The 12,041-nt window shown below is 43.3% G+C and carries 14 protein-coding genes and 1 pseudogene; all 15 read left to right on the top strand.

Going from position 1 to position 12,041, the window contains the following annotated elements:
• Positions 1–5: 5 nt before the first annotated feature.
• The 15 genes and pseudogenes from ACFPQ4_RS02950 to ACFPQ4_RS02880 all read left to right on the top strand — a co-directional run bounded on the left by ACFPQ4_RS02950 (position 6) and on the right by ACFPQ4_RS02880 (position 11,952).
• A complete protein-coding gene (locus ACFPQ4_RS02950) occupies positions 6–194 on the top strand; it encodes a hypothetical protein (RefSeq protein WP_378110243.1) in 189 nt (62 codons plus the stop codon).
• 35 nt (positions 195–229) lie between these two features.
• Positions 230–355, top strand: coding sequence for a hypothetical protein (locus tag ACFPQ4_RS02945; RefSeq protein WP_378110242.1), 126 nt, complete (start codon positions 230–232; stop codon positions 353–355).
• Positions 352–1,146: an MmcB family DNA repair protein gene (locus tag ACFPQ4_RS02940; RefSeq protein ID WP_378110241.1), complete on the top strand. Its 795-nt coding sequence runs from the start codon at positions 352–354 to the stop codon at positions 1,144–1,146. The genes ACFPQ4_RS02945 and ACFPQ4_RS02940 overlap by 4 nt, the downstream gene beginning before the upstream one ends.
• Positions 1,147–1,149: 3 nt before the next feature.
• A complete protein-coding gene (locus ACFPQ4_RS02935; protein WP_378110240.1) occupies positions 1,150–1,800 on the top strand; it encodes a putative metallopeptidase in 651 nt (216 codons plus the stop codon).
• Positions 1,801–1,845: 45 nt separating this feature from the next.
• Complete coding sequence (locus ACFPQ4_RS02930; RefSeq protein ID WP_378110239.1) at positions 1,846–2,316, top strand: ArpU family phage packaging/lysis transcriptional regulator; 471 nt, start codon at positions 1,846–1,848, stop codon at positions 2,314–2,316.
• 323 nt (positions 2,317–2,639) lie between these two features.
• Positions 2,640–2,786: pseudogene (locus ACFPQ4_RS02925) on the top strand (LuxR C-terminal-related transcriptional regulator); the annotation flags it as partial.
• Between the two features lie 389 nt (positions 2,787–3,175).
• Positions 3,176–3,490, top strand: coding sequence for a hypothetical protein (locus tag ACFPQ4_RS02920; protein ID WP_378110238.1), 315 nt, complete (start codon positions 3,176–3,178; stop codon positions 3,488–3,490).
• Between the two features lie 45 nt (positions 3,491–3,535).
• The gene (locus ACFPQ4_RS02915) at positions 3,536–3,733 is read left to right on the top strand and encodes a hypothetical protein (RefSeq protein WP_378110237.1); all 198 of its coding nucleotides are present in this window, start codon (positions 3,536–3,538) and stop codon (positions 3,731–3,733) included.
• A 749-nt stretch (positions 3,734–4,482) separates the two neighbouring features.
• A complete protein-coding gene (locus tag ACFPQ4_RS02910) occupies positions 4,483–6,306 on the top strand; it encodes a DNA primase family protein (RefSeq protein ID WP_378110236.1) in 1,824 nt (607 codons plus the stop codon).
• Between the two features lie 522 nt (positions 6,307–6,828).
• Entirely contained in the window at positions 6,829–7,098 is a 270-nt protein-coding gene (locus ACFPQ4_RS02905) for a hypothetical protein (protein ID WP_378110235.1), read from the top strand.
• Between the two features lie 5 nt (positions 7,099–7,103).
• Positions 7,104–7,469 (top strand): HNH endonuclease signature motif containing protein, encoded by a 366-nt coding sequence (locus tag ACFPQ4_RS02900; protein WP_378110234.1) that lies wholly within the window; start codon positions 7,104–7,106, stop codon positions 7,467–7,469.
• 2,045 nt (positions 7,470–9,514) lie between these two features.
• The gene (locus ACFPQ4_RS02895) at positions 9,515–9,961 is read left to right on the top strand and encodes a hypothetical protein (protein WP_378110233.1); all 447 of its coding nucleotides are present in this window, start codon (positions 9,515–9,517) and stop codon (positions 9,959–9,961) included.
• 14 nt (positions 9,962–9,975) lie between these two features.
• The gene (locus tag ACFPQ4_RS02890) at positions 9,976–10,725 is read left to right on the top strand and encodes a hypothetical protein (protein ID WP_378110232.1); all 750 of its coding nucleotides are present in this window, start codon (positions 9,976–9,978) and stop codon (positions 10,723–10,725) included.
• Positions 10,726–10,742: 17 nt separating this feature from the next.
• The gene (locus tag ACFPQ4_RS02885) at positions 10,743–11,273 is read left to right on the top strand and encodes a hypothetical protein (RefSeq protein WP_378110231.1); all 531 of its coding nucleotides are present in this window, start codon (positions 10,743–10,745) and stop codon (positions 11,271–11,273) included.
• The gene (locus tag ACFPQ4_RS02880; protein WP_378110230.1) at positions 11,233–11,952 is read left to right on the top strand and encodes a hypothetical protein; all 720 of its coding nucleotides are present in this window, start codon (positions 11,233–11,235) and stop codon (positions 11,950–11,952) included. The genes ACFPQ4_RS02885 and ACFPQ4_RS02880 overlap by 41 nt, the downstream gene beginning before the upstream one ends.
• Positions 11,953–12,041 lie beyond the last annotated feature (89 nt).

Here is a 12,041-nt window from a genome sequence, read left to right as displayed (position 1 = left end):
AGAAAATGAAAATCGAGGTTTATGAAAATCATGACGGAAGCAAGCTGGTCGCTATGTTGGTGGCGGACGATGGAACGGAACGTGAGTTGGTAAGGTCGGAAGTAGGAAATGATGATCTGTTGAACAAAATCGATGCTATGAATTTGTCGCATCTGACAGTGACATTTCACTGGGCGACTTCCAGGAAGCAATAATTAACAGTTCGAAGATAAAGCGAAGGAGGTATCCCATGACCCAATCTAATTTAACAGAGACGATTGAGCCGGTGCAAACGGTTGTCAACCACTATGCCGCGGCGCTGCTGGAGCTAGAACAGGTAAAGGCGGAGCGAGACGAACTCCGGAAGACATTATGAGCGTCCGTGCCGAGCATATCAAACTCGCCTTAGCCAAGAAGCACACTGAAGACCTGTTCCTAACGGAAGTGAAGACCGGCCGCACATGGGACAACAAAGAACTGCTGAAGTTTGACGCATTCGCGATGAAGAAGAGTTGGGCTAACCCATGTCTCTACGGATACGAGGTAAAGGTTAGCCGATCGGACTTCCTCCAGGACAATAAGTGGCCGGGGTATATGGCCTACTGCAACCGGTTCGCATTCGTTTGCCCCAAGGGCTTGATTCAGCCGGAGGAACTGCCTGAAGAAGTCGGAGTCATTTGGTACTACCCGGACTCGGGAGCACTGGTTAACAAGCGACCAGCGAAGCATCGGATCATCGAGATCTCCACTGACCTTTACCAATACATCCTCATGTCGCGCATTGAGTCGGATCGGAATCCATTCTTCAGCAGCAAACGGGAATACTTCGAAGCTTATCTCGCAGACAAAGAAGAACGACGTAACCTCGGCAAATCAATAGGGTCTAAGCTCCTTGACGATAACATCTTGCTACGGATCAAGTTAGACAATGCCTTAAAGAAAGTCGAATCACAGGTGGATGACTCTAAGCTTCTCGACCGGGTTCTCAAAGTGCTCACTGAGCACCAGATACGAGTAAATCATTGGAGTCATTGGGAAGATGACCTGCGAACAGCTTTGACCTCGAGTATCGATCCAAACGTCGCCAAGTCGGTTAAACGGCTGATTGCCGCAGCTGATGAACTGAAAAGCAACTTCGAACCAAAATTAAATAGTGAGGAGCAATGATCAATGGCAAGAAGAAAGGGCAACAAAGTGGAGAAGTTCCACAGCGAAGCGAAAGAAGAAGTCTATGAATTGCTTGATAGCGTGATCGAGAATCATCACTCTGACCTCGGAGATACCGCATTCCTCATTCTCATGAAGCATGGCGGCTGGAAGTCGAAGGGCAAACCGGTGCTCGGTAAAGTTCAGATCCTTAACGATGCGTTCCGGCGTTCGATGAAAAGGGATGCAATTATCTACCTCAACTCGGACGTATGGTTAAGCTTATCCAAGCCTCAACGGGTATATCTGCTAGATCATCTGATGTATTCGCTCGATGTGGCTACAGACCGGCATAGCGATGTTAAGACGGCTGCAGACGGTCGCCCATTACTCACGACTTCACCGCATGACTTTGAGGGGTATGCGGATGTTGTTAAGCGACATGGACCGATAATGCAGGACATCAAGCGGCTCCTCAGCGGCTTACGCGAGACGAACCAGCTCACGATCGAAGAAGTAGCCGCGGGAGCTGAGCAACCAGCAGTGCCTCCACATGAGGGAATCACCGGGACGATCGATCCTGACGGAACGATTCAGGTGGACGACAAGAACCAAGTCACGATCGAACAGGCCGCGGCGGAAGCCCAACCTGATACCCTTCCGGTCATCCTCTAATCAATAGCGGACAAAATTGCAGAACAAAAGTCGAGGTGATGGCCGGTGCAGCAGATTACATTCGAATTACCGGAACTCGATCGGAAGCAGACGCAATCGGCCGTTGAAGCTGCTCTTGAGAAATACCGGCTCTATAGATACCTCACCTTTGAAGAGCGAGAGGCAAGCCTGACGGCTGGTTACACCGAACGATTTCACGGGCCGACGAATGTGACCAGTGATCAGACGGCGAGCATTTCCATTCACAATGTGGATGTTCCAACTGCAAGGAAAAAGTTTCGAGATAAGATCGAGGCAGCTGTACGTCGGCTCCCACCAATGGAGCGATTCCTCCTTCAGGAAAGGTACATGTGCGAAGACGCTGAGTATATCACTGATTACAACGTGTACACCCAGAAGTTTCAGCCTCCGATCAGCGAGGGCACATATACCAAGATCCGCTGGAAGGCGTTTTATAAGCTGGCGTTGGCATTGGATATCGCGGTTGAAAAGGGAGGGGATAGCGGTTCAAGGTAATCATGTACAAGTTACTGCACATACAGTATTGATGGGTGATGACATGAGGAATCGTAAGCTGTCACGTAGAACCATCAAGACTAAAGCCACTCCCTTCCCTGATATCGAGAAACAAGTCGCGGTGACGTTGGAAGGTCCTCACGGACCGATCGGAATTATATTTCCAACCAATGAGAAACAACCAGTAAAACCTGACTGGCAACAGTTCAGCAAAGAAATAGCTGAAATCATATATAAGTTCCGGTAAAATGAAGTCCTTAAGGTATCCAAGTCGATACTTTAAGGACTTTTGTTTTTTTATGATTCTTTGGTTAAATGAGTATCTACACGACAAGACGACACGCGACATTGCGCAGCAGTTGTTTATCAGCGAGAAAACGGTCCGGAACCATATCTCAAATGAAATGCGTTTCGAAACACGCAACAAATGTTTACCGCAGGTGAGAAAGTATTTTCCGAAAAAGGTGTAATCCTCGAAGTTGAGGATGTACTGCGGTGACAAGCACAGGATTTTCTGAACTTCCATTCTGACTGCGAATTATATCATGATCTGGTCGATTCGTATCCCGCATTTTCTAAGCCCACTTCTGAGTTCTTGAAACTTGTTCTGGGGGTAATGTGGCTTTTTCGGCTTCATCCCACCCAGCCACCGCAATACAGTAAGTAGATGTCAATTATCAAGAAATCTCAATTTAGCTGTAAAAGTTATTAAGGATAATGGTTCAAGTGCGACAGCGTTAATGAGCGAGCGCATGCACTTCCTTAATCGGGAGCCTTCTCTATTTGTGTTTCGACAAGCTTCCACAATCGTGAATTTCAAGGTAGAATACATACCAACTTTTCTTGGGAGGGTTTTGCTGTGCCTAAACTATCCGAAATGCATCTTTATAATCAACACCCATGGGCGGCTCCAGTTGTTCCTGAAATCGATCCGAATGAAGGCTTCTATCAGGTGCAGCCTTGGCAGTTCCCTGATACAGTGCTTGAGCTTATCAAGCAGATGTTCACTGAGGTTGAAGAATTCTTTCAGGCTCGAAACTCGCCTGTTGAGGCGTGTATCTATGAGATCAAAGAGGTATTCGGCTCGTTAGACATTTCATCTTTCACGCCACACCCTGAGGTATCTGCGATTTTTCACAAGTATACTGAGCTATCCAAGGACTATTTTGCTTGATGGGGTAGTGAAGCTGGCTTCAAAAACGCCAGCTTCTTTTATGTCATGATTATTTCAATTGACGAACACAATAGTGATGTCAATTTCAAGGGCACCAAGGGCACCAAGGGCACCAAGGGCACCAAGGGCACCAAGGGCACCAAGGGCACCAAGGGCACCAAGGGCACCAAGGGCACCAAGGGCACCAAGGGCACCAAGGGCACCAAGGGCACCAAGGGCGCCTCTTTTTCACTATCTATTTGAGTATCAGAAAGCTGATTCCGAAGCTCGTTCATTTTTAACAGTTAGTCGGTGATCCTAAACAAAATTACTAGTAGAGGAATGACCAAAAACCAACTAAAGTCCAACCTCAATAATAATCCCATCTCAACTCAACTCGTATCTAAGGGTTGAGTTTTTCTATTCCCTCCAAACCTGAGCCAATCCCGCCCGTCCGAGCGCATTTGATTCTCCCCAGTCCATTCAAGTAAACACGTCCCACTCGAGTTGACATCCCACTCATACAAACGGGATTTTCGTCATCAGGATTTGCATCAGCGAGACGCTATATGAACCGTCAAGGAGCCGGATAGATTTCAACACATCTCGAGATGAACTCGATTTCAAGATAATTTTGCTGAAATGGCTTATATACCTGTTCCATCTGGTGGGTTAAGCCCTCCAAATTAAAAACTTAAAGGTGGTGTTGGTATAGCTAATACGGTCTTGTCTCTATTCGGGGGCATAAAGAAAATCTCCATCATGAGTTGGTCTTGACGCATACGGAGTTGAACATCATCGGACGGAGTTGGAGAAAAAGCATCAAGAGGCAGCAGATCTAGTGGTATAGACAACTTGCTCTTTGAAAACTGAACAAAGCCAATTTCCTCTCCAGAGATCTCGACCGTATTCGATGTTGAACATTGATCGGTTGGAGTTGGAAAAGAAACTGCCAGAAGTACAGGTCTACGAGTGTAAGTAGACAACCAAAAAAGCCATAGGAGGGCATAATCATGACAGTTCAAAACAAACAAGCGGAAGCTGCAGTATCTACAGCCAATGCGGAGGTAGTTGCTCCTTATTCGTTTGAACAGATGAAGATAAGTATGAATTTAGCTATTCGTGTTAAGAACATTTATTTCGCTCCAGTCATTGAAGAGAGCGTGAGCTATGGAATATCTCATGATCCATTCTTTCAGTGGGCTATGAATAACACAGACAAGTTGAATGAGCCGTTAGTTGAAGGGCTTGTTTCCAATCTGATGCCTTTGGGCGATGACGGTAAAGGTTATTTCGATGAGTTGTTAAAAGTTCTTGCTAAGGACAACTCAACGAAGAGCTTAGTACCTGTTCTAGAAAAAGCATTCTACATTGACAACGGTATTTGTTCTCCAATTAGTTATCACTCGTTAGTGCAGGGTGGATATTCTGGTGAAGTTCCTTATGGTGGATTTGAAAGCCCGGCTAGTTCTATTCAAAGAGATATTCAGGAAGTCAAAATGAAAAACAGAGGCATCTCCGTAATGAGGGGCAAAGTCGAAATCAACTCGAATATCTTTGCTTCTTTTGTGTTAAGACGGTTGTGCTTGGTTCAACTAGAGAATGGACAAATCTTCGCGTATACGAACAGTGGTTATTACATTGAAATGAGTGATCGACTCTTAAGAACAATTTGTCGTGATGTTCTTCATGATGCTAAGTCAAATATCTGGAAGAAGAAATACGAAACAGAATACATTGAGGCTTTGAAGAGAGAGATTCCGTATGTTGAACGCATGAATTCCGAACCAAAGTATCTCAATTTAAGATCAGGGATGTTGGGGCTGTATTCTAGAGAACTTGTAAGCCACGATCCGAAGTTCTTATCTACCTTCCAGATCCCAATTGACTATTACTCTAGGGCTGAGTGTCCAGAATTCATTGAATTTATCTATGATATTTTCGATGGAGATGAAGAGCGTGTAAAGCTTGTTCAGGAGTGGATGGGGTATTGCTTTTTAAACGAGGTTAAAATTCAAGCTTCTCTTATTTGTCTCGGCACTGGTTCGAACGGCAAGAGTGTTTTAGCGGAGATTATTAGAAACCTGATTGGGGTAGAAAATGTTTCAAACGTTTCTCTAAACGCTTTGAACGGACGTTTCGGACTCCAAAATCTTCCAGGAAAGTTGGTTAATATTAGCGCAGAAAATGAACTGTCTCAAAAATTTAATACACAGAACTTCAAGATGCTTACTAGTGGTGATGCAGTAAACGTAGAGCAGAAGTATTTGTCGTCGTTTAACACCAATTTAGTTGTGAAGTCCATCATTCTGTTGAACAGCATGATGGTGACTGATGATTTATCGAACGGTTTCTTCCGTCGCCTGTTAATCCTTCCGTTCAATAAGACGTATCGTGAGTTGAAAGCAGGTGAGACACCTGTTGAAGGTATAAGTTATATGGATAAGGGTTTGACTAAAAGACTCCTTATGGAGTTACCAGGTATTTTAGTTTTCGCTTTGGAGGGGTTGGCTAGACTAGTTCAGAATGACTTCAATCTAACCAGAAGCAAGGTATGTGATCAAGCTTTGGCGAGGTATAAAAATGAACTGAATCCAGTCGCTGAGTATATTGAGGATCAAGTTTATCAGTCTGATGGTGAGGTTACTCTGCGTTCCCGATTTAAAGAGGACTTTGATAAGTGGGCGAATGAAAACGGATATGCACATGTTAAGTCTATCAATGCGACAAAATTCATGGAACTTTTCAGACGCACGTTGAAAGAAAATGGTATGCACTTTCATGAAGCTAAGTCGAATGGTTATTGGCATATGAAAGGAATCGGTATTTACCTTTAGCACAATAGAGGAGTTGACTTCAAGGGTAGGGCATCAAGGGCATCAAGGGCATCAAGGGCATCAAGGGCATCAAGGGCATCAAGGGCATCAAGGGCATCAAGGGCATCAAGGGCATCAAGGGCATCACTTTATATGGTTTAACAGATAATTTGGCTTTGATCTACGGACAGTCTGCACTGGTCGACAAGGTGGAATCCGAATATGCAGGATGGGGTATCGGAATGGAAGCCAGGGCACATATGGACATCGACCGTCGACGTTTCCACCTGAGATGTAACTAAATCATTGACCTACAATATGCACTGCGCATCTTTATCGGGGTATCGAACCGCCGTCCGGATAAGTATCGGGGTAAATTAACTCAACCCACACATTAACCGATTCGAAGTTGCAGGATGAATCTCCATGATTAAAAAAAAACTGTTTCGAAGCAACTCATGAGATTAATGGCGACACATACGTTTTAGGCTTCAATCTAGAAGACAGTCAAGGTCCATAGAATAAATCTAAGGAGTCTTATTCATGTTAATTAATATTGATTTGGGTGCGACGAGGAAGCTTCAACTTATCGGTATTGACCAGACAGAAAACCTTAAACGTTGTTTTGGTGGTTCGTCAAAGATTGCCGAGCTTGCAAAGATTGACTTCTACAAAGAGCGTGTTCTCGATGGTGCGTTCTATCTATCTCAAAAGGATTCGGAGTATCTTGTAGTAGACATGGTTGGTGGCGATGTGCATAAGGTTTCAATGTCACAATATCTTTTTTCTGCAATGAAGATGGTATCACTGTAACAGACATGGTAACTGATGAAGAGGTCGAGCTCATAGTTGATGGAAAACTGTCTTGGGGTTGTTTAAATCATTTTGGTCGTGACAATTATACAATGGTGTCCACAGACAGTGGTCGGGGATTTAAAGGATATCCGGCAGTCAGGTTTGGAAACAGTTACAATAAATCGATTCGTGTGCATTGGTTAATAGTTCTTATGGATGTTGGTATCCAGGCTGTTGAACTTTGTGTTGGTGAGTTTAGAACCCATGAGATTCATCACATTATTCCCATCGGTAGTGGAGGAACCAACTCTATAGAGAACCTTGTAATTATGAGGAAGTCAGACCATGAAGAGTTGCATGGCCATTACAGAGGGAATAGGGGGGAATAAGTATGAAAGCGAATGCGAATGTGATGTAGTTACAGTGGTATAAGTAAGAGGACAAGCCTTCATTTATTTCTTTGGTTGTTAAGTTAATTCAAATTAATGACGGGCTTGCTGGTGTGACAATCGTATTCTAATCCCCTTCATGTACTGGGGGTTTCCTTTCGGTATTGGAAGCCCCCAAAGCCCCCTGAAAAGTCCGTACAGCCCGTTATAAACGATCCGGTATTCCCGCCCTAACTCTTGCCTACGAGTATCCGTCCGTTTTTGCTCTTTTCTCGGCTCTTGGGGTCGAATGCCCAGAGCCGGTGGTAATTCGGTATTCCTCACCTTTCGCCCTATCAGGTATCCCTTCAACGCTCGCCCTTTCCACGGCTTCGAAATCGCCCCAACGAGCCGTTTAAGCCCTTGTCTGGTTTTACCCCTCATCTCCGCCCCTTTCGTCCCTCACGGTGGCTAAAATCGCGTCACGCGTAAAGTTTGCTCCCGTCCTTTCGGTTGGGGGTTAGATTCATTGTTATCATGGTTTTGGTGTTTTGACGTAAAACTGTTTGAAAAACTACTTGAATAACAGTCCTACGCCAATTCTCGTTCACAAACGCATCCGAGATTGGCAAATTCAAAAACCAGGAGCAATACAGATATATAGTGACAGGTATTTGGCATCGCACAAGTTCACTTCTGATATATAACTTAGAAAAAGCTTAAGTCGAATCACATTGATCAATAAAAGTTAAAGGGAATTCAGTATAGTGGCTTTTAAGTTTAAGTAGGCAAACGGTAGGGAGGTGTCAATAGTGATACCTCCCTTAAATATACCTTCAGGAGGCCTCGATTTTTGGGTTTGCTGAACAATGGCGATTGACAGTTTGAACACCCTTGGATGACTTGTAAGGCTCGCACCCGCAGAAAGGTAGGCAGGTAGGAGCTTTTTTTTCGTCAGAAAAGATTGACACTCAGTCTCCTCTCGATAATTCTATTCATTGCTCTGGAGGGGGTAGACCTTGGCTTCTTTAAGCCGCCTTCTATCTTGATCTTGGGTCGAAAAATCATGAGCAGCTACTCGAACTGTTGAGATCCTAGATCGACAGTGTGGCAGTTCAACATTAAATAAACGACTTTATTCAGCCGCGGCGGATATTTCATCGATATTCCTAAGCTGAACTATAAAAATCTAAGAGATTTCAAATCCTCTTTGGTGGATAGGATAATTATAAAAAAACGTCTTGAACTACAACGGGGCAGACTCTTATTACAAGTAGACGGATAGATTTTAGAAACGGACAATCTCTATAACGGAACTGAATTTTTCATATGGGGAAATGGACTTTCATAATAACCAGATGGTTAGGTTTTACAACTGGACGGATAACCTCAATAATGAAACGGATAGTTTTTATAAAAATCTAGAACACAGATCAATAACCTTCCTGAACCCATAATGAATAGCGGTTAAGTTTTATAAACTAAGAATTCCCCCAATCTAATTCGCACATTTTTGCCCTCAAAATTTCACTTAAGAACACTACAATCCATAACCTTTCCATTGTGTTGATTATTCCGGTTTTCGTCCATTAGTCTGCAACCAACCATAACGACCGACGGACTTACTTCTTTTGACGAAGATCTCCCTGCCGATAATAGTTCGTATTGTGTTGATTCCGTTGGACTTCATCTAATTTTGTTCGATCTAGCGATAATTTATTGGAAAAACTTATTTTGATTGATTACCTATATTCACCATTCGGAAACTTTCTAACTTCAAGACATTTTGATGAACAAAAACTATTCTGAGTAACGTTAACCGAGAGCCTCAACCGAGAAAACAGATACTTTTTTTTACTTCCCTGTTTTTGTTACCGGTATTTTTCCCTTTTGGCTCTAGGGTTTTCGCAAAACTCCAAAAGTAAAATGCTAATCACCGGGTTGCTTTTCTAGGTAAATTTTCTCGGTTGGGGTTAGCAGAGAATTGACTCACCTTTATTTTGCCGTTTAAGTCCGATTTGCCTGAAAGATCCACGACTTACCTTAAATAGAGAGGAAGATAAACAGTGAGAAAAGTTCAACAGATTTCAGGTCAGTTGCAAGCATTGATCCAGTATATCTCTGATTCCAATAATCAGATCGATTCTAGGGGATTGTCAGATCAAGATCGTGAAGTCCTCCATGCGAAAGTCACTGTTCTCGTGGAAATTCTGAATTTTTATCTGATACTTATTAATAAAGCCTCAGAGAAGAAGCGAAGACTCCTAACCCTCTGTTTAGAAGGTAAGGGTTGCACGATCTATGATGCAAAAATGTTGAAGTACAATTCCGTTGATTCAATGCATAACGATCTTGAAAAAGTAATGGAGCACCTCGGCAAAACGGTTTTAAGCACAGAGAAGCTCAATACGCTTTTGAATTGCAGCACAGTCAATGATGCAAATGAAATTCGTAAATGGTATTCGGAGAACGTCTACACAAGTAAGAAGTTGTTGAGCCAGTTGGCAGACTAGGGAGGGGGAGTGTCATGCCAAGAAAGCATCATCCTAGCATTTTTCGAGAGTTGAAGGATTTCTATCAGGATATCAAAGCACGTTTGAGTGACGATGTTTACTCTGGCGATGTCGACCTGAACCATGAAAAATTGAAAAACATCAGGGAAATGACTAAGTTCATTGAGTCATTTTCTTGGGTCAAGAAAGAGGATATGAAGCATCGTATTATTTTCTACTTGAAGAATGGGCTTAATGCTGAAAAGACCGCCGCTCACTTTGGAGTTACGAAAGATGCGATTGAGGCTTCTATAAAATATTATTCCGACACGGTATTGCAACCGATTATCGGCGCGGCTCTTAAGGATTTAGTTCAGAGTGAAGACATTATTTCAGTAAACACCGCAATGTTAAAGTTTCGTCGTTCAGCGCAGTCAAAGGTTCCTAATAATTACTTTCTGCCAGGTATTTTTGAATTGTTACCTGAACAGGGTTTTGATTACTCGTTAACTTTAGAAGATTGTCGTTCTGAGGTGCTCCTTTTGACGGTTTTCACTCGTTCTAATGCCGAGTATCTATTCAAAAATGCTAACAGAAGTAAGTTGAGTTATATCCGCAATTTGCTCTGTTCAAACAACGGTTCCGATATCGAATTGGAGGGGTTGAGGCTTCTCTTGGAGGGAAAATTCAACACCATAGAGGGTGAGGATGGCGGCTTGAGCAATCAAGACCAACTCGACCGAATGTTTCAGTGCATGAAAGAACAAAGTCCATTCAATGTTTAGAACGGAGGGTATTAGACATGGCAAATATTTTCGTGAAGATGAAGCAGGCGAGCGGCTTGCTCAACGCTGGGAAGCGATTTTGTCGAGACGCAGCCGAGTTACAGCTGATCAATGAGAAGGTAGCCGCACTTGAGGAAGTTTTCGACTTCGCTAAAGAGTTCGTAGCGTTTGCAAACCACCAGACGTTCAGCAATGTGGGTGATCGACTTTATTTTTATTTGGGTGTCGGCAACTTGAACTATAAGAAAGTAGCGGACCACTTCAAGGTTTCCCCTGAAACGGTCGCATCGAATGTCAGTTATGCTTCAACGAGTATAAAGAGCTTATTTGGTGCACCGATCAATCTCTTAATGGATGCCGAAGATGTTGAAACCGTTCGGGTAGCTTTACTCGAGTTTCGTGCCATCAGGAAATCAGTAGTTAACCCACTTGGCATACCTGAGATTTCGGAAGAGCTTCTGAAGTCCGTATCTAAGAGGAAAAAGATTAATGTAGGGGGCATCACAAATGCCAAGAATAAGTCGCAAATCATCATTCCACGAGTATAGTCCACCAGATCCGTCATCAGGTCGTTTGATCGGGGTATCTGATGTAGATCATGCCGAGCTGCTGGGTATTGCTAACTCAAAGTACTCTGATTCCCACTTCTCGTGCTTTGCTTATTCTGTAAGTAAAAGCCGATTTCGTTCTTATGTCGATGATTTCTTTGCCGATTTCATTGAGTCTGTGCCAGTAGAATCCGGCGATTCTACTGTCTTTTCTTCAGAAAAAGCTTTAACCTTCGAGCAGCCAGTTAGATGCCTGGTCTTTAATGCATTCTGTTCACCATTATCCGCGGCGCAAGAATTCAAATTTATAAAGGGAACAGACTTCCTTACTGGTATCGGGATCTACTCGATCAGCTCGCGATTTGGATTTGGGGATGAATCAAAGAAGTTAGCTCTCGAAAAAGTCGCACAATACAGTCTTCAATCCCATCATAATTTGTCGCTCACTTTAATAACGGCTATAGTTCAACCCGACAGCAGTTGGGAGTTAGCCCTCGGGCAGATCCACGTTCATAGGCACTCCAATAAAAACTGTGCGAGTATCGAATTCGCCTTATTCGACCCTGAAGTTTTCGTTTGTTCAATTCTTGCAGAGAAGGGTCTAAAGGATGCTCAACATGTTTCGTTCAACTCATTTATTCAGTTATTCGGCGATATGAGCTACTACAAATCAGTTTAATTCTGCTCTTTTAGAAGGACTTTGGAAACAACCTTTGAAGCAAGAATAAGAAACATCGAGTGAAGTTCAAGTAGAGAGGTAGCTTGTTT

This window comes from Cohnella yongneupensis, assembly GCF_042655785.1.
Taxonomy (GTDB): Bacteria; Bacillota; Bacilli; order Paenibacillales; family Paenibacillaceae; genus Cohnella; species Cohnella yongneupensis.
Note: the sequence above shows the minus strand (reverse complement) of the source record. Positions and strands in the feature narration are given on the sequence as shown.

Coding starts and splice junctions, on each gene's coding strand:
- ACFPQ4_RS02900 (WP_378110234.1), top strand. CDS start 7,104: ATGGTAACTGATGAAGAGGTCGAGCTCATAGTTGATGGAAAACTGTCT.
- ACFPQ4_RS02945 (WP_378110242.1), top strand. CDS start 230: ATGACCCAATCTAATTTAACAGAGACGATTGAGCCGGTGCAAACGGTT.
- ACFPQ4_RS02935 (WP_378110240.1), top strand. CDS start 1,150: ATGGCAAGAAGAAAGGGCAACAAAGTGGAGAAGTTCCACAGCGAAGCG.
- ACFPQ4_RS02950 (WP_378110243.1), top strand. CDS start 6: ATGAAAATCGAGGTTTATGAAAATCATGACGGAAGCAAGCTGGTCGCT.
- ACFPQ4_RS02915 (WP_378110237.1), top strand. CDS start 3,536: ATGATTATTTCAATTGACGAACACAATAGTGATGTCAATTTCAAGGGC.
- ACFPQ4_RS02880 (WP_378110230.1), top strand. CDS start 11,233: ATGCCAAGAATAAGTCGCAAATCATCATTCCACGAGTATAGTCCACCA.
- ACFPQ4_RS02885 (WP_378110231.1), top strand. CDS start 10,743: ATGGCAAATATTTTCGTGAAGATGAAGCAGGCGAGCGGCTTGCTCAAC.
- ACFPQ4_RS02905 (WP_378110235.1), top strand. CDS start 6,829: ATGTTAATTAATATTGATTTGGGTGCGACGAGGAAGCTTCAACTTATC.
- ACFPQ4_RS02890 (WP_378110232.1), top strand. CDS start 9,976: ATGCCAAGAAAGCATCATCCTAGCATTTTTCGAGAGTTGAAGGATTTC.
- ACFPQ4_RS02940 (WP_378110241.1), top strand. CDS start 352: ATGAGCGTCCGTGCCGAGCATATCAAACTCGCCTTAGCCAAGAAGCAC.
- ACFPQ4_RS02910 (WP_378110236.1), top strand. CDS start 4,483: ATGACAGTTCAAAACAAACAAGCGGAAGCTGCAGTATCTACAGCCAAT.